18 protein-coding genes are annotated in these 20,179 nt (G+C 72.7%); 9 read left to right on the forward strand and 9 right to left on the reverse strand.

The window, feature by feature from the left end; all coding sequences use genetic code 11:
- The first annotated feature begins 8 nt into the window (after positions 1-8).
- A complete protein-coding gene (locus HGK68_RS08910; RefSeq protein ID WP_169165640.1) occupies positions 9-959 on the forward strand; it encodes an aldo/keto reductase in 951 nt (316 codons plus the stop codon).
- 316 nt (positions 960-1,275) lie between these two features.
- On the opposite strand, the gene HGK68_RS08915 is transcribed toward HGK68_RS08910, so the two are convergent.
- Positions 1,276-1,608: a primosomal protein gene (locus HGK68_RS08915; protein WP_169165641.1), complete on the reverse strand. Its 333-nt coding sequence runs from the start codon at positions 1,606-1,608 to the stop codon at positions 1,276-1,278.
- 74 nt (positions 1,609-1,682) lie between these two features.
- Here HGK68_RS08915 and HGK68_RS08920 point away from each other — a divergent pair, with 74 nt between their 5' ends.
- The gene (locus HGK68_RS08920; protein WP_169165642.1) at positions 1,683-1,907 is read left to right on the forward strand and encodes a DUF5703 family protein; all 225 of its coding nucleotides are present in this window, start codon (positions 1,683-1,685) and stop codon (positions 1,905-1,907) included.
- A gap of 65 nt (positions 1,908-1,972) precedes the next feature.
- Here HGK68_RS08920 and HGK68_RS08925 read toward each other — a convergent pair whose 3' ends face one another.
- The 3 genes from HGK68_RS08925 to HGK68_RS08935 are packed head-to-tail and all read right to left on the reverse strand — an operon-like array spanning position 1,973 to position 5,981.
- Positions 1,973-3,328, reverse strand: coding sequence for a M20/M25/M40 family metallo-hydrolase (locus HGK68_RS08925; protein WP_169165643.1), 1,356 nt, complete (start codon positions 3,326-3,328; stop codon positions 1,973-1,975).
- A 44-nt stretch (positions 3,329-3,372) separates the two neighbouring features.
- On the reverse strand, positions 3,373-5,436 hold the full coding sequence (locus HGK68_RS08930; RefSeq protein ID WP_169165644.1) for a M3 family metallopeptidase: 2,064 nt from the start codon (positions 5,434-5,436) through the stop codon (positions 3,373-3,375).
- An 8-nt stretch (positions 5,437-5,444) separates the two neighbouring features.
- Positions 5,445-5,981 (reverse strand): GNAT family N-acetyltransferase, encoded by a 537-nt coding sequence (locus HGK68_RS08935; RefSeq protein ID WP_169165645.1) that lies wholly within the window; start codon positions 5,979-5,981, stop codon positions 5,445-5,447.
- Between the two features lie 50 nt (positions 5,982-6,031).
- Between HGK68_RS08935 and HGK68_RS08940 the strand changes: the two genes are divergently transcribed.
- Complete coding sequence (locus tag HGK68_RS08940; RefSeq protein WP_169165646.1) at positions 6,032-6,805, forward strand: fructosamine kinase family protein; 774 nt, start codon at positions 6,032-6,034, stop codon at positions 6,803-6,805.
- A 381-nt stretch (positions 6,806-7,186) separates the two neighbouring features.
- Here HGK68_RS08940 and HGK68_RS08945 read toward each other — a convergent pair whose 3' ends face one another.
- A complete protein-coding gene (locus tag HGK68_RS08945; RefSeq protein WP_169165647.1) occupies positions 7,187-7,573 on the reverse strand; it encodes a hypothetical protein in 387 nt (128 codons plus the stop codon).
- Positions 7,574-7,803: 230 nt separating this feature from the next.
- A complete protein-coding gene (locus HGK68_RS08950; protein ID WP_169165648.1) occupies positions 7,804-8,763 on the reverse strand; it encodes a cation diffusion facilitator family transporter in 960 nt (319 codons plus the stop codon).
- A 33-nt stretch (positions 8,764-8,796) separates the two neighbouring features.
- Here HGK68_RS08950 and HGK68_RS08955 point away from each other — a divergent pair, with 33 nt between their 5' ends.
- The 4 genes from HGK68_RS08955 to HGK68_RS08970 all read left to right on the forward strand — a co-directional run bounded on the left by HGK68_RS08955 (position 8,797) and on the right by HGK68_RS08970 (position 14,125).
- Positions 8,797-10,509: a metallophosphoesterase family protein gene (locus HGK68_RS08955; RefSeq protein WP_169165649.1), complete on the forward strand. Its 1,713-nt coding sequence runs from the start codon at positions 8,797-8,799 to the stop codon at positions 10,507-10,509.
- 42 nt (positions 10,510-10,551) lie between these two features.
- Positions 10,552-11,673 carry a glycerate kinase family protein gene (locus HGK68_RS08960; protein WP_206155727.1) on the forward strand — a complete coding sequence of 374 codons (1,122 nt, stop codon included), beginning with the start codon at positions 10,552-10,554 and terminating at the stop codon, positions 11,671-11,673.
- A 210-nt stretch (positions 11,674-11,883) separates the two neighbouring features.
- Positions 11,884-12,330: a universal stress protein gene (locus HGK68_RS08965; RefSeq protein ID WP_169165651.1), complete on the forward strand. Its 447-nt coding sequence runs from the start codon at positions 11,884-11,886 to the stop codon at positions 12,328-12,330.
- Positions 12,331-12,571: 241 nt separating this feature from the next.
- Positions 12,572-14,125 (forward strand): S8 family peptidase, encoded by a 1,554-nt coding sequence (locus HGK68_RS08970; protein WP_206155728.1) that lies wholly within the window; start codon positions 12,572-12,574, stop codon positions 14,123-14,125.
- On the opposite strand, the gene HGK68_RS08975 is transcribed toward HGK68_RS08970, so the two are convergent.
- Positions 14,109-14,267, reverse strand: a complete 159-nt coding sequence (locus HGK68_RS08975; RefSeq protein WP_169165653.1) for a hypothetical protein — start codon at positions 14,265-14,267, stop codon at positions 14,109-14,111. The two genes, HGK68_RS08970 and HGK68_RS08975, sit on opposite strands and share 17 nt — an antisense overlap.
- 194 nt (positions 14,268-14,461) lie before the next feature.
- Between HGK68_RS08975 and HGK68_RS08980 the strand changes: the two genes are divergently transcribed.
- A complete protein-coding gene (locus tag HGK68_RS08980; RefSeq protein ID WP_169165654.1) occupies positions 14,462-16,891 on the forward strand; it encodes a glycoside hydrolase family 3 protein in 2,430 nt (809 codons plus the stop codon).
- A 4-nt stretch (positions 16,892-16,895) separates the two neighbouring features.
- On the opposite strand, the gene HGK68_RS08985 is transcribed toward HGK68_RS08980, so the two are convergent.
- Entirely contained in the window at positions 16,896-18,347 is a 1,452-nt protein-coding gene (locus HGK68_RS08985; protein ID WP_169165655.1) for an SNIPE associated domain-containing protein, read from the reverse strand.
- 102 nt (positions 18,348-18,449) lie between these two features.
- Between HGK68_RS08985 and HGK68_RS08990 the strand changes: the two genes are divergently transcribed.
- Entirely contained in the window at positions 18,450-19,061 is a 612-nt protein-coding gene (locus HGK68_RS08990; RefSeq protein WP_169165656.1) for a flavodoxin family protein, read from the forward strand.
- Positions 19,062-19,251: 190 nt separating this feature from the next.
- Here the strand turns inward: HGK68_RS08990 and HGK68_RS08995 are convergent, their stop codons facing one another.
- On the reverse strand, positions 19,252-20,166 hold the full coding sequence (locus HGK68_RS08995) for a DMT family transporter (RefSeq protein WP_169165657.1): 915 nt from the start codon (positions 20,164-20,166) through the stop codon (positions 19,252-19,254).
- Positions 20,167-20,179: the final 13 nt, after the last annotated feature.

A 20,179-nucleotide genomic window follows, 5' to 3' on the forward strand; every position in this document is an offset into this window, starting at 1 on the left:
CTGCGGGCATGGAACAGCGCCAGCTCGGACGCACCGGCCTACGGGTCTCCCACCTCGGTCTGGGCACCCTCACCTGGTCCCGGGACACCGATGAGCACGACGCCGCCGAACAGCTGCGCGACTTCGCGGAGGCCGGTGGCACCCTGGTGGACACCTCGGCCTCCTACGCCGACGGCGGCGCGGAGGAACTGCTCGGCAGCCTGATCGGTCAGGTGGTCGACCGGGACGAGCTGGTGCTGTGCAGCAAGGCGGGTGCGCGGCACGGCGTGGTGGACGCCTCGCGCGGGTCGCTGCTGAGCACGTTGGACGCCTCGCTGCGCCGGCTCGGCACCGACCACGTCGACCTCTGGCTGGTGCAGACCCCCGACCCGCGCACACCGCTGGCCGAGACGGTGTCCGCGCTGCGTCGTGCCGTGGACTCCGGCCGGGCTCGGTACGTCGGGCTGTCCAACCACGCCGGGTGGCAGGTGGCGCGGGCGGCGACCCTGCTCAGCGACGACCCGGGGCTGGCAGCGGTGGAGGCCGAGTACTCGCTGCTGCAGCGCGGGATCGAACGCGAGGTGCTGCCGGCGGCCGCCGACCTGGGCGTGGGCGTGCTCGCCTGGTCGCCGCTCGGCCGTGGCGTGCTGACCGGCAAGTACCGGCGCACGGTGCCCGCCGACTCCCGGGCCGCCTCCCCGCACCTGGCGGGCTTCGTGCAGCCGTACCTCGGTGGTGAGTCGGCGGGCGTGGTCGAGGCCGTGGTCACCGCGGCGCGAGGCCTGGACCGGACGCCCCTGGAGGTGGCGCTGGCCTGGCTGCGGGTGCGGTCGCAGGTGGCGTCGTCGATCGTCGGCGCCCGGACCCCGGCGCAGCTGCGCGATTCGCTGGCCGCCGACGACCTGGTGCTGCCGCCGGAGATCGTGCTGGCGCTGGACGAGGTCAGCGCCCCGGCGATGGGCTACCCCGAGCGCCGCTGACCGGCCCCCATCCGACGGCCCCGTCCCCCGAGCCAACCGGGCCCGCCGTCCCCCGTCCGCCGCGCCAGCTCGGCCCGCCGTCAGCCGTGAAGTCGTCACTCTGCGCCAATGAGGGCCCGGCCAACTGCCGACTTCGGGCGCGAACTGCCGACCTCGGCGCGGCGGCGGCGCGAGGTGCCGACCTCGGCGCGGCGGCGGCGCGAGGTGCCGACCTCAGCGCGGCGGTGGCGCGAACTGCCGACCTCAGCGCGGCGGCGGCGCGAGCTGCCGAGGTCGGCAGGATGCCGACCCCCAGGTCCCCCGGGAAGGGCGGAGGTCAGTCCTCGTCCTCGTCCAGGTGGTCGTCGAGGTCGTAGTCGAGCTCATCGTCGTCGACGCCGTCGGCATCGTCGTGCTCGTCGTCATCGTGCTCGTCATCGTCGTCGTCGTGCTCGTCGTCCTCGAGGTCCTCGTCCTCGAGGAAGAACGGCGTCGACTCGCCGTGGATGGTGACCAGCGCCTCGTCGTAGACCTCGAAGGCGTCGGCCAGCACGTCGTAGGCGTCGTCCACCCGGGAGTCGTCCTCGGTCTGCCGGGTCGCCACGGCCGTGTAGTGCGCCTCGAGCGCGGCGATGAATCGGTCGAGTGCCGCACGGGGATCGATAGCCATGACCTGAACGGTAGCCCCCGAACAGGCACAATGGCACGGGCATAGGTCCGGCCGGGCAAGTGTTGGGGTGGTCGATGGCACGCAGCAGAGCAACAGACACGCGGCAGTACGAGTACCGGGTGGTGTCGATCCCGCGCAGCACGACGCGGAACGACGCCCGGCGGCTGCTCACGGACGAGGCCGAGTACGGGCGGTGGGAACTCGCCCGCACCAGCATCTACACCGGCGGCGACCGCAAGGTGTGGCTGCGCCGCCGGATCATCCGGGTGGAGTCCACCCTGGGTGTGTACGCGGACTGAGGGCGCACGACGCGCGGATCCGCGACGCCGACCTGCGGTTCGGCGATGCCGACGCGCCCGTGCGCTCAGGCCTCGCGCAGCAGCCCGTCCAGCACCCGCACCCCGAACCGCAGCGAGTCGGTCGGCACCCGCTCGTCCACGCCGTGGAACAGCGCGGTGAAGTCCAGGTCGGCCGGCAGGCGCAGCGGCGCGAAGCCGTAACCGGTGATCCCGAGCCGGGCCAGCGACTTGTTGTCGGTGCCGGCGCTCAGCATGTACGGCAACACGACGGCGCCCGGGTCCTGCTCGCGCAGCACGCGGGTCATGGTGTCCACCAGGTCACCGGTGGCCGGGACCTCCAGACCGATGTCCATGTGCTCCGGCTCGACGCGGACGTGCGGTCCGGCCAGCTCGCGCACCTTCGCCAGCACGGCGTCGTGGTCCCCGGGCAGCGGACGCACGTCGACGGTGGCGGTCGCCCGGGAGGGGACCACGTTGCTCTTGTAGCCGGCGTGCAGCTGGGTCGGGTTCGCCAGCGTGCGGATCGAGGAGCCGACGAAGCGCCGGGCCGGGCCGAGCGCACCGATCAGCCGGTCGATCGCCAGCGGGTCGTCCACGTCCAGCGGCAGGCCGGTGAGGTCGGCGACCCCCTCCAGCAGCGCCAGCACGGTCGGGGTCAGCCGGATGTCCCACTGGTACGCGCCGACCCGCGCCACCGCCGCCGCCAGCTCGCTGACCGCGTTGTCCGGGTTTACCGCCGAGCCGTGCCCCGCCTGACCGTCGGCGATCAGCTTGAGCCAGGCGATGCCCTTCTCCGCCGTCTGCAGCAGGTAGGCGCGCTGCCCGTCGACGTCGACCGAGAAGCCGCCGACCTCGCTGATCGCCTCGGTGGCACCCTCGAACAGCTCCGGCCGGTGGTCCACCGCGTACCGGGCACCGAACTTCCCGCCCGCCTCCTCGTCGGCGAACATCGCCACGATCAGGTCGCGGGCGGGCCGACGGCCCTCGCGGATCATCTGGCGGACCACCGCCAGGATCATCGCGTCCATCCCCTTCATGTCCACGGCACCGCGGCCCCAGACCATGCCGTCGAACTCCTCGCCGCCGAAGGGGTCGACCTTCCAGTCCTTCGCCTCGGCCGGGACCACGTCGGTGTGCCCGTGCAGCACCAGCGCGCCGCGCTCCGGGTGCTCGCCCGGGATCCGCACGACCACGTTCGCCCGTCCCGGAGCCGACTCGAACAGCTCGGGGTCGAGGCCGACCTCCTGCAGCTGCCCGACCACGAACTCCGCGGCCGCCCGCTCCCCCGGTCCGGAGCCGTCACCGTAGTTCGAGGTGTCGATCCGGATCAGGTCCTGGGTCAACCGGACCACCTCGGCCTCGGCGGCTGACAGGTGGGAGTCGTCGGCAGGGGTGGGCGCGGCGCCGGGCAGGGGGGTCATGCGCCCCACCGTACCCGGCGCCACCACGGCTCAGACCGGGACGCTCAGACCGCCAGGCCGCGACGGGCCAGCAGCGGCTCGGTGCGCGGCTCCCGGCCCCGGAGCTCGCGGAACGCGTCCATCGGGTCCACCGATCCGCCCTTGCTCAGCAGCACGCTGCGGAACCGGTCGCCGTTCTCCCGGCGCAGCCCGCCGTTCTCCTCGAACCAGGTCACGGTGTCCGCGTCCAGCACCTCGGACCAGATGTAGGAGTAGTACCCCGCGGAGTAGCCGCTGCCGAACACGTGGTTGAAGTACGTGGTGCGGTAACGCGGCGGCACCGGGGCGAAGTCCACCCCGGCCTCGGCCAGCGCCGCCGCCTCGAACCGCTGCACCTCGTCCACGTCGGTCGGCACCTGCTCCGGCGACAGCCGGTACCAGGCCTGGTCCAGCAGCGCCGCGGCGAGGTACTCGGTGGTGGCGAAGCCCTCACCGTCCTGCCGGGCGGCGATCAGGGTGTCGATCCACGCCTGCGGCATCGGCTCCCCGGTCTGGTGGTGCACGGCGTAGGCGGCCAGGATGCTCGGCTCCCAGGCCCAGATCTCGTTCACCTGCGAGGGGTACTCCACGAAGTCGCGCGGCACCTCGGTGCCCGACTGCGAGGGGTACCGCACGTCGGAGAACAGCCCGTGCAGCGCGTGGCCGAACTCGTGGAACATCGTGATGACCTCGTCCCAGGTGAGCAGGGTGGGCTCACCTGCCGGGGGCTTGGGGATGTTGAGGTTGTTCACGACGACCGGCTTCTCGGCCAGCAGGTGCGACTGGTCCACCAGGTTGTTCATCCAGGCACCGCCGCGCTTGGAGTCCCGGGTCCAGTAGTCGCCGAGGAACAGGCCCAGCCCGGAGCCGTCGGCGTTGAACACCTCGAAGACCCGCACGTCCGGGTGGTAGCCGACCAGGTCGGTGCGCTCGGTGAAGCTCAGGCCGTAGAGCTCGTGGGCGGCACGGAAGACGCCCTCGGTCAGCACCCGGTCCAGCTCCAGGTAGGGCCGCAGCAGGCTGTCGTCCAGCGAACGGACCTCCTTGCGGACCTGCTCGGCGTAGTACGACCAGTCCCAGGCCTCCAGCGTCGCCCCGGGCACGTCGCGGCGCAGGGCGGCCTCCAGGACGGCGGCCTCGGTGCGGGCGTTGGCGACCGCCGCCGGGGCGAGCGGGCGCAGGATGCCGTCCACGGCGTCGACGGTCTTGGCGGTGGCGTCCTCCACCACGTAGGCCGCGTGGTGCTGGTAGCCGAGCAGCTGGGCGCGCTCGGCCCGGGCCCTGGCCAGCGCGAGCAGGGTGGCGCGGGTGTCGTGCTCACCGCCCTTGCCCCCGCGGGTGACCGAGGCGGTGTGCAGCCGCTCGCGCAGCCCGCGGTGCTGGAGCTGGGCAAGCAGCGGCTGCTGGGTGGGCAGGATCAGGTCGATCAGCCAGGCACCCTCGTGTCCGCGACGGGTGGCGGCCTCCGCGGCGGCGGCGATCGCGTCCTCGGGCAGCCCGGCCAGCTCCGCCCGGTCGGTGACCAGGACGGCGGCGGCATTCGTCTCATCCAGCAGCAACCGCCCGAAGACGGTCTCCAGCCGGGTGATCTCCGCGTTCAGCTCCCGCAGACGGGTCTGCGCCGCCTCGTCCAGGCGGATGCCCGCCCGGATGAAGTCGGTGTGCAGGGTCGTCAACAGGTAGTCGGTGTCGGCGTCCAGGGCCAGTTCCGCGCGCTGGTCCATCAGGGCGTCCACCCGGGCGAACAGGCGCTGGTCCAGGAAGATCGCGTCCTGGTGGGCCGCCAGCAGCGGGGCGATCTCCTCCTCCAGCTCGGCGAGCTCGTCGGTGGAGTCGGCGGAGGCCACGTTGTAGAAGACGGTCGCGGCGACGTGCAGCAGATGACCCGAACGCTCCAGCGCCACCAGGGTGTTCTCCACCGTCGGCTCAGCCGGGTCGGTGGCGATCGCCTCCACCTCCGCGCGCTCGGCCGCCATCCCGGCCAGCAGGGCCGGCCGGTAGTGCTCGGTGCGGATGGCGGTGAAGTCCGGCAGGCCGTAGGGCAGCGTGGACGGAGCGGCGAAGGGGTTCGTGGGATCGAGGGTCGTCATGCCCGCCATCATCGCCGATCCGTCGCCAGCAGGGTGCCGACCCAGTCGTCGCGCCGGGTCTCGCCGTCGACGGCGCCGCCGCGGATGCAGCCCTCGACGGTGAAGCCCGACCGCTCGGCCACCGCCCGCGACGGGTCGTTGCCGACGAACGCCCGCCACTCGATCCGGTCCAGCGCCAGGCGGCCGAAGGCGGCATCCACCACCAGCTCCACCGCACGGGCCATCAGTCCGCGGCCCCGGGCCTCGGGCGCCAGCCACCAGCCGATCTCCGCCGAGCGCACCGGCTGGGCGGTCAGGCCGATCATGCCGACCAGGCGGGCGTTATCGGCGAGCTCGCGGATCGCCCAGGTCGGGCTGCCCTTGGTCCAGCCGCCGGCCACGAACTCCTCGACGAAGCCCACCCCGATCTCGCGGGTGTACGGCGAGGGGACGGTGGTCCACTCCTGGATCGTCGGGTCCTGGCAGATGCGGGTGATGTCGTCGACGTCCTCGGCTCCAGGGATGCGGAGCAGGACGGTGCCGTCGGTCAGCTCGAAGGGGTCCATCCGAGCACTCTGCCAGGCGAAACGCCCTGGTGGTGACACAATTTCCACCCATGGCAGCCAGCTACCGGAAACAGCGCGGCGGGGCGCCGCACGGGTTCTTCGCCTGCGAGGCCGCCGGGCTCCGCTGGCTCCGGGTACCGGGTGGGCCGCCGGTGGTGGAGGTGATCGAGGTCGCCGACGACCACCTGGACCTGGTGCGACTGGACCCGGTGACACCGACCCCGGCAGCGGCACGGGAGTTCGGGGCGCGGCTGGCGGTGCTGCACGACGCGGGCGCGCCGGCGTTCGGCAGCCCGCCGGCCGGGTGGTCGGGTGACGGGTTCTTCGGGCCGCTGGACCAGCCGTGGCCGATGCGGTCCGGGGGGTACGCCTCGTGGGGCGAATTCCTGGCCGAGTGCCGGATCGAGCCGTTGGCCGAGGCGCTGGGCTCGCCGGGTCCGAGGTCCGCCGGAGACTCGGACCTGCGACGGCTGGCGGACCTGCTGCGGTCCGGGGCGCTGGACGACGACGACTCCCCCACGCGGCTGCACGGCGACCTGTGGTCCGGCAACGTGCTCTGGACACCGGACGGCGCGACCCTGATCGATCCGGCGGCGCACGGCGGTCATCGCGAGTCCGATCTGGCGATGCTCGCGTTGTTCGGCCTGCCGGAGCTGGATGCGGTGCTCGCCGGGTACCAGCGGGTGCGTCCGCTGCGGCGCGGCTGGCGGGAGCGGGTCGGTCTGCACCAGATCTACCCGGTGGGGATGCACGCGGTGCTGTTCGGCGGCGGCTACCGGGCGCAGCTGGACCGACTGGTCGCCGAGGCGCTCGCCCGGAGCTGACCTGGAGCTGACCGGGCCTGACCGGGCCTGACCGGGCCTGACCGGGCCTGAGCGTCGATGTCCGGACACCGGAACGGCGACCCCCTCGTGGGGGTCGCCGTCAGTGTGGGACAGCATCCGTACGCCACCGTCCACCGCGCCCGCTTGTCCTTCTCCCGCGCGGCTTGAACCGTCCCGGCCTCGTTGAGGACCGTCGGTGACGAGCCACCCGTCCCGCGTCCGTCCAACCCTCGTGAGGGAAGCGTGCTCCGCGTCCGGGCCGGTCCTTCCGCGGCGGGATGCTGCCACCGCCGCGCGGACCGGGTGAGACCAAGTCTCGCCGGGTACAGCACACGGCGTCCAGGGATTATTCCTGGACGCCGTGCGGCGGTGCTGGGTGCCTCAGTTGGCGGGGGTGGCCGGGTCCGTGGTCATCCGAGCGGTGAGGGTCACGGTCGACCCGGCGGGCAGGGTGCCGTCGATCGGGTCCTGGGTGACGACGACCCACTGGGTCGGGTCGTCGATCGAGCGGCCCTGGCCGGTGGCGTCGGCGACGTCCACGGTCAGGCCCTTGCCCTCGAAGGTCTCCTGCGCGGTGACCAGCAGCAGGCCGGTCTGGTCGTAGACGGTCACCTCGGCGGCGGCGGAGGCGGAGGCGCCCGAGCCGGAGGTGGTGTCGTCGGAGGTGCCGTTACCGGAGGCGCAGGCGCCCAGCAGACCGACGGCGACCAGCGCGGTGGCGCCGATCGACAGGGCGCGGGCGGGGCGGCGGGTCAGGGACATGGTCATCGAAGCCCTCCTGGGGCGGATCGTCTGGTCAGTGACCGCGGTCCCCAGGGTCTCCAGAGCCGCGGAGGGTGGGGCAGTGCCACGCAGATGGCCCCCCACAGGCGGTGCCGCACCGCCCGACCTGGACGGAAGCACCCTCGCTCACAGGGTACGCGCAGTGACCTGCATGTTTCGCCAGGATTTCCCGGTCGTGACGCGGAACACGTCCACGATGACCGGTTCCTCCCGGTTCACCCGTGCAGGGCGGGCTCCTCCGGTTCGGAGAGCGAGAGCACTGCCCCGATCACGCCGGGCGTCCGCGCCACCTCGCGCTCGATGGCGGCCAGGGCGTGCGAGGCGTCGTCCTCAGCGGGATTCCCGGTCAGGTCGACGGCGCCGGTGAGGAACACCCGCCCGGCCCCGACGAACTCCAGCCGCACCTGGGTCACCCGGGCCACCCCGGGCAGTCCGAGCAGGGTGCGCACCGCCGCCCGCTCCAGCTCCGGGTCGGCGCTCTCCCCGACCAGGAACCGGCGGTTGCGGTCGATCAGCACCAGCGCCACCACCCCCAGCAGCACACCGACCAGGATCGACCCGACGGCATCCGGCACCGAGGACCCGGTCAGCTGATGCGCCGCGATCCCGGCCGCGGCGATCACGATGCCGACCAGCGCCGCCGCATCCTCGAAGAACACCGCGCGCACCGTCGGGTCCGAGGTGCTCAGGATGTGCTCCCACAGCTCGCGGTCGCGGCTGTCGGCCGCCGCTCTGGCCTGCCGCCATGCCTGCAGGAAGGAGATGCCCTCCAGCACGAAGGCGACGCCGAGCACCACGTAGGCCACGGTGAAGTTCTCCGCCGGCTCCGGGTGCACGAGTTCCTGGATGCCGTGGGTGATCGACACCCCGGCACCGACGGCGAACAGCCCGATCGCCGCGAACAGCGACCAGATGTAGATCTCCCGGCCGTAGCCGACCGGGTGGCCGCTGTCGGCGGGCCGGGCACCTCGACGCTGCGCCACCAGCAGGAAGACCTCGTTGCCCGTGTCCGCCCACGAGTGCGCCGCCTCGGCCACCATCGACGCCGCGCCGGTGAGCACCGCCGCGACGGTCTTGGCGAGCGCGACCAGGGCATTGGCCGCCAGGGCCAGCACCACGGTGAGGGTGCTCTCCTGCTGCGGCGTCCGGTCGCCCGTGGCACTGTCCTGCGTCATGGCACTGGATTACCACGTCTACAGTCGATCGGGATGACCGAGAACGCCGCCCCCCGTCGCGCCCGCCCCCGACTCGGGTGGGTGCTGGGCACCCTGCTCGCCGTCGTCGTGGCCCTCGCCTTCGGGATCACCACCGCCAGCGCCCGGCTCAGCTTCGGGCCGCACGAGGCGCAGTACGACGTCACCACCGACCAGCAGCTGACCCTGGATCTCGGGCCGCTGGGGACCGTGGAACTCGACTCGCCGCTGCCGCTCGGACTCGGCGCCCGGGTGACGGTGCAGGAGATCCCGGAGAACATCGACGCGCTGGACGACATCGACACGCTGCAACAGCTCAGCGACGACGCCGCGTCCTACCTCCAGTTCTTCACCGGCCCGCAGGCGACCATCGAGAACGCCGCCCGTGCGCTGATCGTCGATGCACTGTGGCGGACCGGCTTCGCGCTGCTGGTGATCGCGGCCGGGGTGATCGCGGCCCGGGCGCTGCTCGGCGCACCGCGCCGGACCGAGTTGGCCGAGGCCGGCCGTCGCAACCGCGGGACGCTGCTGTCGGTGACCGCCACGGTGCTGGTCGTCGCGCTGGCCCTGACCGTGTCCACCGTGCGGGAGCGCCGGGCGGCCGTGCTCGCCACCCCGGTGTCCACCGTCTTCGCCGACACCCCGCTGGACGGCGCCCGGGTCACCGGGCGGTTGGGCGGCATCATCGACACCTATGGCGGCCTGCTGGTGGACGCCTACCGGGAGAACGAGGACTTCTACGACCAGGCGGACGACGCCCTGGTCGCCGCTTGGGACGACTGGTCCGCCAAGCCCGCGGTCGAGCCCTCCGACGAGCCGACCGCGCTGGACGGGACGCCCCCGCCGTCCCCCGCCCCGTCGGCCTCCGGCTCGCCCGCCCCGTCGCCGAGCGCCACCGAGGAACCGTCCGAGCCGATCACGATGCTGCTGATCTCCGACCTGCACTGCAATGTCGGCATGGCACCGCTGATCACCTCGATGGTGGAGCTGTCGGGGGCGCAGATCGTGCTGGACGCCGGGGACACCACGATGAACGGCACCTCGGTGGAGCAGTACTGCGTCACCACCTTCGCCCGGGCGATCCCGTCCGGCGTCGACCTGATCACCGCCCCCGGCAACCACGACTCCTCGGAGACGACCGCCCAGTACGCCAAGGCCGGGGCCACCGTGCTGGACGGCAGCGTGATCGACGTGCGCGGTGTCCGGATCCTCGGTGACCACGACCCCAAGGCCACTCGGCTGATCATCGAACAGCAGCAGGACGAGTCGTACTCCGCGGTGGCGCGGCGGCTGCACGACGTGGCCTGCGAGGACCCGGACGGGGTGGACCTGGTGATGTTCCACAACCCCCGGGTGCCGAGCATGCTCGACGACGGGTGTGTGCCCGCGCTGCTGTCCGGCCACCTGCACTCGCGCACCGACCCGGAACAGGTCGGCGAGGGCATCCGGTACATCAGCTCCTCCACCGCCGGGGCGCAGGAGAACGAACCGCGGATCGGCCCGCTCAAGGGCACCGCGGAGATGACCCTGCTGCGCTTCGACCCGGACACCCGGTCGATCATGGACTGGCAGCTGATCGAGATCGGCACCGACGCCTCGGTGACGGTGCACAACCGCACCGCGTGGCCCACGGTCGAACCGGTGGCGGACGAGGACTCCGCGGACCCGAGCGGCGATGCGGGCGACGACCCGACCGCAGCACCGACCGACGCGCCGACAGCGGGCTGACCCGTGCGGGTGGTGCTCGCGCCGGACTCATTCAAGGAGTCGATGAGCGCCACCCGCGCGGCGCGGGCGATGGCAGCTGGGGTCCTGGCCGCCCACCCGGAGGCCGTGTGCGTGCTCCGGCCGATGGCGGACGGCGGCGAGGGCACGGTCGCGGCGCTGCTGGGCGGCTGGGACGACCGGTCGGCGACGGCGGCGCGGCGGATCGTGGTGCCGGTGCTCGGCCCGCTCGGCGCAGGCGTCGAGGCCGAGCTGGCGTGGCTGCCCGAGCGACGAGTGGCGGTGATCGAGTCCGCGTCGGCCGTCGGTGTGCACCTGGTCCCGCCCGGCGCACGGGACGTGCTGCGGGCCGACTCCGGCGGGGTGGGCACCCTGGTGCGGGCGGCGCTCGACCTGGGCGCCGAGCGGATCGTGCTGGGTCTTGGCGGCACCCTGACCAGTGACGGCGGCGCGGGTCTGTTGCGGGAGCTGGGCGTCCGGGTGCTGGACCGGCACGGCGAGCCGCTGCCACCCGGGGTGCCGCTGGACGTCGCCACCCTCGACCCGACCGACCTCGACCCCCGACTGGCCCGCGCCCGGATCGACCTGGCCTGCGACGTGACGAATCCGCTGCTCGGGCCGGAGGGGGCGGCGGCGGTCTTCGCCCCGCAGAAGGGGGCGACCCCGGAACAGGTGCCGATCATCGAGGCGGCGCTGAGCCGGATGGCCGGGTTGCTGGACGGGGTGGCGGTGCGCGTGGGGTCGCGCGGCTCTGGCGGCTCTGGCGGCTCAGCGTCGGTTGCCGGGGGTGGCGCAGCAGGTGGGCTGGGTGCCGCGTTACTGGCCCTGGGCGCTCGGATGCGGCCGGGGGTGCAGGTGGTCGCCGAGGCGGTCGGGCTGGCCGAGGCGATCGCGGGGGCCGACCTGGTGCTCACCGGTGAGGGCCGGGTGGACCGGCAGACGCTGGCCGGGAAGGTGCCGTCCGGGGTGTCCGCCCTCGCCCGTGCGGCGGGGGTGCCGGTGATCGTCCTCGGCGGTGGGGTGGACAGCAGCGCCGACCTGTCGCCGTTGGGCGCCCGCGCGGTGCACGGCATCGCGGACGGGTTGCCGCTGGCCGAGGCGCTCCGGCGGGGTCCGGAGCTGCTCACCGCGGCCACCGCCCGCGTGCTCCGCGACCTCGCGACCTGAACCAGCGGCCGCACCCACCCGGACCACAGCGCCGATGGCGCTCGCCCCGCCCACCCCCTGGCCGCCCCGCCGACCGTGCTGACTCCGGCGACCCGCTGACCACGGTGACCTCGCCACCGGCTCTCCCCCTCCACGACCAGCGCCGATACCCTCGTGTCGTCATCGCACCACCCGTCCGTCCTCGCGGCGGACCCGGACCCGGGAGCACCCGTGGGCTACGAGCTCGGCACCGACGGACCGTCGTCGATCGTGGTGGGCGTGGACGGTTCGGATCCGTCGCTGCGCGCCGCGTCCTACGCGCTCGGCCAGGCCCGCCGACAGGGCTGCCGACTGGTGGCGGTGTACGCCCGCAGCACCACCGGAGGGATCGCCTCGGCGCTGGACGCCAGCGGGGCGGCCCGGGGCGCGATGCTCGCCGCGCAGGACGAGGTCGAGTTCCTGCTGCGCCGCGCCCACCTCACCGAGACGCACGGCGTCGACACCGAACTGCTGATCCGCCCGGGCGACCCGTTCCAGGTGCTCTCCGAGGTCGCCCACGAGGTACGCGCCGACTGCGTGGTGGTCGGCTCCTCGGCGTCCCTCGGCCACCGGATCGCGGGGTCGCTCGCGGTCCGGCTGGTCCGCAACGCGCACTGGCCGGTCACCGTCGTGCCCTGACCGCGGCGCGAACCCGCCCGGTGTGTCCTGGTTGGCGGTGATCCCTGGCGATTCGCGCCGACACCGACACCGCCCGGCGAACGGGTGAGCTGCTCGTTCACCCGGGTGAGCGGTCACATTCGTCTGCAGTGAAGCGGTTCTGAACCGATGGAGACAGTAGCGCTGGGGGGCGTCGCGCTCGCCTCCCCCCGGCGGTCGCGGCCTTCCGGCGTCGTCTTGTCGTCGTCCGCGAGGAACCCTCATGCGTCACCCCCTCCACCGCTCGGCCCCCCGGCCCGCCCGGGGCCATGGCCCGTCCCGCGCCCTCGCGCTGGTGACCACGGCCGTCCTGCTCGGCACGCTCAGCCCCGCCGTGGCCCAGGCGGTCTCCGCCGACCCCGCCCCGTCCAGCACCGGAGCCGCCACCGCTGAGCCGACGCCTTGGGGCCAGTCGATCCGGCGCGACGAGTCCCAGCCCTCCCCCGCGCCGACGCAGGGCCCGACCGGGAGCGTGCCGGTGGACCCGACGATCTCCGGCCCGGCGGCCGGCAGCGGCACCCCGCAGGTCGGCGTCGGCCCCGATGCCCCGCTCCCGACGACCACCGAGGACCCGTCGTCGACGGCCGCGCCGACTCCGGAACCCGCACCGGCACAGGCACCGGTCGAGGGCGCCGTCACCGACACCCCGGCGGACGAACCGACCACCCCCATGCTGGTCACCCTGGCGCCGGGCACCGATGTGGCGGCCGCCGCCGCCGACGCCACCGCCGGCGACGCCTCCGCGGTCGCGGACGTCTACCCCGCCGTCACCGGGTTCGCCGCCGACCTCACCGCGAGCGCCATCGCCGACCTGGACGCCGACCCACGGGTGATCGCCGTCGAGCCGGATGGCGCGGTGTCCGCCACCGCGACCGAGCGCCCGCCGACCTGGGGTCTGGACCGGATCGATCAGGCCGATCTCCCGCTGTCCGGCACCTACACCTACACGTACACCGGCCGAGGCGTGACCGCCTACGTGCTGGACACCGGGATCCTGGCCACCCACCGCGAATTCGGCGGCCGGGTCGGATCCGGCTTCACCGCGGTGCAGGACGGTCGGGGCACCACGGACTGCCACGGGCACGGCACCCACGTGGCCGGAACGATCGGCGGGGCGACCTACGGCGTCGCCAAGCAGGTCACGCTGGTGCCGGTCCGGGTGCTCGGTTGCGACGGCCGGGGCACCTTCAGCCAGCTCATCGCCGGGATCGACTGGATCATCGAGCACCACCAGCCCGGCCAGCCCGCGGTGGCGAACATCAGCCTCGGCGGGGTCGAGAACTCCGTGGTCAACGACGCGGTGGCCCGACTGGTCGCCAGCGGCGTCGTGGTCGCGGTCGCCGCGGGCAACGACAATCGGAACGCCTGCGAGACCTCCCCGGCCAGCGCCCCGGAGGCGATCACGGTGGGGGCGAGCACCACCAGCGATCGCCGGTGGGCCAGCTCCAACTGGGGGCCGTGCCTGGACCTGTTCGCCCCCGGCGAGTACATCTTGTCGGCGACCTACCGCAGCACGACGTCGACCGCCTCGATGTCCGGCACGTCGATGGCGGCCCCGCACGTGGCCGGTGCCGCCGCGTTGGCCCTCCAGAGCACTCCGCAGGCGACACCGGCGCAGGTGTGGCAGCAGCTGGCCTCGGTCAGTTCGGCGAACCGGATTACCGACGCCGGTGCCGGCTCGAACCCGCGGCTGCTGCGCATCCCGCCGTCGACGGTCACCGTCAACGCGGTGCTCGGCCGGGCGGTGTCCTACAGCTCGCTCACGGGTCGAGGGTGAGCCACCGCTCCGTCACCCGGTAGCCGACCGCCTGGTTCATTCCCAGGCTGGCGGCGTTGCTCCCGGCACCCCCGGTCCCGAACACCCGCACCCCGTCCGCCGCGAGCGCGAGCACCGAGGCCGCCTTCACCGCCGTCGCCACCCCCGCCCCCCGGTGGGGGACCGCACCGAGGTGAAGGCGGTCTCCGCGCCGCGCGCCCTCGGCGTCCAGGTCGGGTCGTGGGGTGGCCGGGCCGACCGGGTGATGACCGCGGGTGTCGAGAGCCAGCCGACCTGGGGAGGGACCACGGAATTCGGGTAACGTCGCCCGGACCACTCAGCGAGGAGAGCGCTTCCATGAACGACGGCACGACCGGCCTGACCCCCGATTCCCTGGCCCAGGCATCGACCACGGTGCTGGACGAGGACCGGCATGTCGACCCCGAACTCGCCCGGCTCGCCCGGCGCGCGGCAGCCGACGGGGCAGTGCTGCTCCGCAACGGTGGCACGCTGCCGCTGGCGACCGACGCGCGTGTGGCGCTGTTCGGCCGGGTGCAGATCGACTACTTCACCGTGGGCTACGGCTCCGGCGGCGACGTGAACGCCCCGTACTCGTGGAACCTGCTGGACGGTCTGCGGGACGCCGGCGTCGCCGTCGACGCCGAGCTGGCCGCCGTCTACACCGACTGGTCCGCCGCGCACCGCCCCGACCCCGGCGAGTGGGGCACCTGGCCGCGGTCCTTCGACGAGATGCCGCTGGACGACACCCTGGTCGCCGCGGCGGCCGAGCGGACGGATCTGGCGGTGGTCGTCATCGGCCGGGCCGCGGGCGAGTCGCGGGACAACACCCTGGAGCAGGGCAGCTTCCTGCTCACCGACGACGAGCGCACCATGCTCACCCAGGTCACCGCCGCCTTCGACCGGGTGGTCCTGGTGCTGGACATCGGCAGCACGATGGACCTGAGCTGGCTGGAGGAGGACTTCGGCCGCCGGATCGACGCGGTGCTGCTCGCCTGGCAGGGCGGGATGGAGTCCGGCCGTGCGGTGGCTGACCTGCTCACCGGGACCGTCTCCCCCAGCGGACGACTGACCGACTCCGTGGCGCTCAGCTACCCGGACTACCCCACCGCTGGGAACTTCGGGCACCCGGACGTCAACGTCTACGCCGAGGACATCTACGTCGGCTACCGGTTCTTCCAGACCTTCGCCCCCGAGCGGGTGCAGTTCCCCTTCGGCTTCGGCCTGGGCTACACCACCTTCGACCTGACCGACGACGGCTCGACCGTCCAGGGCGAGACCGCCACCGTCCGCACCCGGGTCACCAACACCGGCGACCGGCCCGGGCGGCACACCGTGCAGGTGTACGCGGCCCGGCCGCAGGGCGCCCTCGGTCAGCCGCTGCTCACCCTGGCCGCCTTCGGCAAGACCGGCGAGCTGGCTCCCGGCGACTCCACCGTGGTCACCCTGACCGTCGACCTCGCGGAGCTGGCCAGTTACGACGACTCCGGCTCCACCGGTCACCGGCACGCCTGGGTGCTCGAGGCCGGTGAGTACGCCCTGCAGGTCGGTGCCGATGTCCGCGACGCCGGTCAGCGACTCCCCGTGGCGACGTTCACCGTCGACGACACCCGGGTCGTCCAGCAGCTGCGGCAGGCCATCGCCCCCGACCCCGCCCACCCGTTCGTGCGGATGCGTCCCACCGCCGAGGACGGCAGCTTCCGGGTGACCTGGGAGGAGACGCCGACCAGCACCGTGGACCGGGCCGAGCGAATCACCGCCGACCTGCCGACCGAACTGACACCGACCGGGGCCCGCCTCACCCTCGCGGACGTCGCCGCCGGTCGGGCCACCGTCGAGGAGCTGGTCGCCGACCTCAGCCCGATCGAGCTGGAGGCGCTCACCCGCGGCGACTACGTGATGGACAGCAAGCTCGGCGCCCCCGGCAACGCCGGTGTGCTCGGCGGCACCATCGAGTCGCTGCGCGCCCGGGGCATCGCGGCGGTCACCACCACCGACGGCCCCTCCGGCATCCGACTGTCCGCCTACGCCAGCCTGCTGCCCTGCGGCACCGCATTGGCCGCGACCTGGGACCCGGAGCTGGTGCAGGCACTGGCCACCGCCCACGGCGCGGAGATGGTCGCCAAGGGCTCCGACATCCTGCTCAGCCCGGGGATGAACATCCACCGCGACCCGCTGTGCGGCCGCAACTTCGAGTACCTGTCCGAGGACCCGCTGGTCACCGGCCGGATCGCCGGAGCCATCGTGCGCGGCATCCAGGCGAACGGGGTCGCCGCCTGCCCCAAGCACTTCGCGGCGAACAACCAGGAGGAGAACCGCAACCGCAACGACTCCCGGGTGTCCGAGCGCGCCCTGCGGGAGATCTACCTGCGCGGCTTCCAGATCGTCGTCACCGAGGCGCGGCCGCAGACGATCATGACCAGCTACAACAAGATCAACGGCGTGTGGGCGCACTACCACCACGACCTGGTCACCACCGTGCTGCGCGAGGAGTGGGGCTACACCGGGCTGGTGATGACCGACTGGTGGATGCAGCCCGCCACCGACCCCGATTTCCCGGCGCTGACCAACGACGCCTACCGGGTGCGGGCGCAGGTGGACGTGCTGATGCCCGGCGGCGCCGACTTCGGCACCGGCCACGGCGACGGGTCACTGCTGGCCAGCCTGGACCAGGAGGACGGCATCACGCTGGCCGAGGTGCAGCGGACGGCGGTGAACGTGGTGCGGTTCGTGCTGGGCAGTCGGCCGGTGCGGGACGGGCGGGTCTGAGCGGTCAGACGGCCGCCGACCTGGTGCTTCCTAGCGGCACCGGGTCGGCGGCGCGGCTGAGCCGGAACTGTTCGGCCTCGGGTTCCACGGTGTACTCGACCACCGACACCCCGTGTTCGCGCAGCGCCTCCAGCACCTCGTGCGGTGTGCAATAGAAGAACTCGCGGCGGGTGTTCACCCGATTCACCCGCCGCTCGTCGAATGTGCGGTGCAACATCGACTCCACGGCCACGGCGTCGTCGGCGAAGAACAGGGCGTGCACGTCGAACGGGAAGGGCACCGAGGCGTCGCCCAGTTCGCGCACCCGATCCATCGGTTCCAGTCGTCGGGTCATCCCGATTTTGACCATGCGCTCGCCCATCGCGCCGATGTTGGAGATGACGTACACATAGCCCGCGCGCATGTTGGCTGCCCGGTAGTCGACCTCCGTGATCGCTCGATCCACGTCGCCGAGCCGCCGCTCGATCCTGGCGAGTTCCTCGAGATCGCCTCGAGCGCGCAACGCCTCGATCACGTTGAGGTAGTGCGAGCGTTCCTTGTCCAACCGCTCGCGTTCCCGCCGCAGCTCCGCCTCGGCTTTCTGCTGCTCGCGCAGTTCTTGCTTGCGCTCCCGCTCAGCGTCGCGCTCCGCCTTCACCGCCTGCATGTGGCGTTCAGCGAGCGTCAGCTCGTCCAAGCGCAGTCGGTGGTACTCCGGATTGAGCCGAAGATCGACCATCTCCCCATTGCGCTCGATCCTGGTCACCACGCGGTCGAGTCGATCCCGCGCGGTGCTCAGACCGCCAGCTTTGACCGCCTTGATCGCGTTCTCCGCCTCAGCGTTGTACGCGGCCAACATCGTCTTCGCCATGTTCTTCGCGAAGGTTCGTCCCTTGGCGACCGAGCCGTTGTAGGTGAACGTCTGGCTTGCGCTCACCGCAGTGCCGTCCTTCACCATCTGCTTGATCGCCAGCCGCACCGCGGCGAGCTGATTCGCCAGCGTGGCGGACGCCTCAGCGGGATGAGCGAAGTCGTACAGCCCGACCTCCTGAAGGTCGACGGCGTGCCGGACGTCGAGCAATGCCGCCTGCACCTCGGCGAGCTCGTGCTGTTTGCTCGCCGCTTCTCGTTCGATCTGTGCCAGACGGAGCTCGGCCTGACGCACCTCGTCCTGGATCTGCACCAGGGACAGTCCGCCGATCCGCTCGAATTGGTGCTCCAGCTCGACGATCTGGTCCTGCAGCCGCCGTGCGTAAGCCCGGGCACCGAACAGCGGAATCTTGTCCTCGTCAGACTCCGCTGTCGTGGCGCTCGGGCTGGGAACCTCGGCTTGAGCCGGTTGAGCCGGTTGAGCCGGTTGAGCCGGTTGAGCCGGTTGAGCCGGTTGAGCATGGTGGGTCCACTGACGGCCATCCCACCACCGAACCAGTGCGCTGTTCTGCGGATCGGTGTACCAGCCGGGTGCAGGAGCGTTCACCTGTGTCACCCTGCCAGGGCGTCCGCCTCGATGTGGGCGATTCCGATGGTGAATCTGCGCTCCCGGTCGCCGACCCCACCGTCCCGCCGCACAGTGGTCCCCATGACAGATGACCTCACCGCCCTGGCCCTGATCGGCTCGTTGAAGCCGTCCCCCTCCCCGTCCAGCAGCGAGCACCTCGCGAACCAGGTGCTCTCCGCGCTGGCCCAGCACGGCGTCACCGGCAGCACCTTGCGGCTCGCCGATCACGACATCCGCCCCGGGGTGGAGACCGACATGGGCGACGGCGACCAGTGGCCCGCGATCCGGGAGCAGATCCTCGCGGCGGACATCCTGTTGATCGCCACCCCGATCTGGATGGGCCAGACCTCCTCGGTCACCAAGCGGGCCCTCGAACGTCTGGACGCCGAACTGTCCGAGACCCAGGAGGACGGCCGCCCGATCCTGTTCGACAAGGTCGCCGCGGTGGCCGTGGTCGGCAACGAGGACGGTGCGCACCACGTCAGCGCCGAGGTCTACCAGGCGCTGAACGACGTCGGGTACTCCTTCGCACCCCAGGCGGTCACGTACTGGGTCGGCGAGGCGATGGGGTCGGTGGACTACCGCGACCTGCCCGAGACGCCCGAGTCGGTCGCCACCACCACCGCGACCCTGGCCAGGAACACCGCGCACCTCGCCCGGCAGCTGCGGGCGCAGCACTACCCCGGCGAGTGACGGGCCGGTCGCCTCGGTAGTCCCCTCTCGGGGTGGCCGGGGTGGCCGGGGTGGCCGGGGTCGCCGGGGTGGCCGGGGTGGCCGGGGCGGCCGGGAGATCGTCAGGCGCGGCGACGCGGCGAGCTCCGGTCGCGGCGGTCCGCGGGCAGCGACCGGTGGCCACCCGGCACTCTGGATGCCGAGTATGCGGTCACGTCGTGCGGCCGGACTCGACGGGGACGAGGGAGGTCGTCGTGGTCACCTCCGCCGGGCGGACGACGGCGCGGGGGCGAGAGGTGGTCCATGCGACCGCCGCCAGCACCACCACGATCCCGGCCCACTGGACGGCGGTGAGCCGTTCGCCGACCGCGAGGGTGCCGAGCAGGATGCCGGTCAGCGGGTTGAGCATCCCCAGAGCACCGACCTGTGCCGCCGGCAGCCGGCGCAACCCGCCGAACCAGCACAGGTAGGCCAGCGCGGTCGCGACCAGACTGGTGAACGCGAAGCCCAGCCCCGAGCGCACGTCCAGCGCCGGTGGCGGCCCACCGATGGCGGCGACCACCGCCAGCAGCAGCCCACCCAGCGTGAGCTGCCACGCGGTCGATGCCAGCACCGGCGTCCCGGCCGCCCAGCGAGTACCGAGCAGCGCTCCGACCGACGAGGACGTCAGCGCAGCGAAGGCCGCCAGCACGCCCAGCGGGTCGATCGCTCCCACCGTCGCGCCGAGCACCAGCACCAGTGCCGCGGCGCCGACCACCGCACCCGAGACCGCCCGCACCGTCGGTCGCTGCCCGATCAGCGGCCAGGCGAGCAGGGTCAGTGCCAGCGGACTGAGCGCCATCACCGACGACGCGATGCTGCTCGGCAGCAGCTGGGCCGAGGCGTAGACCAACGCGAAGAACCCGCTCACGTTCAGCACCGACAACACCGCCGACTGCCACCACTGCTTGCCGTGCGGCAGGGCGCGCGCCAGCGGCAACAGCACCAGACCGGCCGGGAGTGCGCGCAGGGCCGATCCCCACAGCAGGGCGTCGGCCGGTAGCAGCTGCCGGGTCACCACGTAGTTCGCACCCCAGGTGATCGGTGCGACGGCGGTGATCGCCCACCATCCTCGATTAGCTTCCACGGAAGCGATAATA

The sequence above is a fragment of the Cellulomonas taurus genome (genome assembly GCF_012931845.1).
Lineage (GTDB): Bacteria > Actinomycetota > Actinomycetes > Actinomycetales > Cellulomonadaceae > Cellulomonas > Cellulomonas taurus.

Excerpts from the sequence above, each read along its gene's own strand:
- HGK68_RS08925 (WP_169165643.1), bottom strand. The coding sequence starts at position 3,328 with ATGACCCCCCTGCCCGGCGCCGCGCCCACCCCTGCCGACGACTCCCAC.
- HGK68_RS08945 (WP_169165647.1), bottom strand. The coding sequence starts at position 7,573 with ATGACCATGTCCCTGACCCGCCGCCCCGCCCGCGCCCTGTCGATCGGC.
- HGK68_RS08915 (WP_169165641.1), bottom strand. The coding sequence starts at position 1,608 with ATGGCTATCGATCCCCGTGCGGCACTCGACCGATTCATCGCCGCGCTC.
- HGK68_RS08910 (WP_169165640.1), top strand. The coding sequence starts at position 9 with ATGGAACAGCGCCAGCTCGGACGCACCGGCCTACGGGTCTCCCACCTC.
- HGK68_RS08980 (WP_169165654.1), top strand. The coding sequence starts at position 14,462 with ATGAACGACGGCACGACCGGCCTGACCCCCGATTCCCTGGCCCAGGCA.
- HGK68_RS08930 (WP_169165644.1), bottom strand. The coding sequence starts at position 5,436 with ATGACGACCCTCGATCCCACGAACCCCTTCGCCGCTCCGTCCACGCTG.
- HGK68_RS08990 (WP_169165656.1), top strand. The coding sequence starts at position 18,450 with ATGACAGATGACCTCACCGCCCTGGCCCTGATCGGCTCGTTGAAGCCG.
- HGK68_RS08920 (WP_169165642.1), top strand. The coding sequence starts at position 1,683 with ATGGCACGCAGCAGAGCAACAGACACGCGGCAGTACGAGTACCGGGTG.
- HGK68_RS08950 (WP_169165648.1), bottom strand. The coding sequence starts at position 8,763 with ATGACGCAGGACAGTGCCACGGGCGACCGGACGCCGCAGCAGGAGAGC.
- HGK68_RS08935 (WP_169165645.1), bottom strand. The coding sequence starts at position 5,981 with ATGGACCCCTTCGAGCTGACCGACGGCACCGTCCTGCTCCGCATCCCT.
- HGK68_RS08955 (WP_169165649.1), top strand. The coding sequence starts at position 8,797 with ATGACCGAGAACGCCGCCCCCCGTCGCGCCCGCCCCCGACTCGGGTGG.
- HGK68_RS08970 (WP_206155728.1), top strand. The coding sequence starts at position 12,572 with ATGCGTCACCCCCTCCACCGCTCGGCCCCCCGGCCCGCCCGGGGCCAT.
- HGK68_RS08960 (WP_206155727.1), top strand. The coding sequence starts at position 10,552 with ATGAGCGCCACCCGCGCGGCGCGGGCGATGGCAGCTGGGGTCCTGGCC.
- HGK68_RS08940 (WP_169165646.1), top strand. The coding sequence starts at position 6,032 with ATGGCAGCCAGCTACCGGAAACAGCGCGGCGGGGCGCCGCACGGGTTC.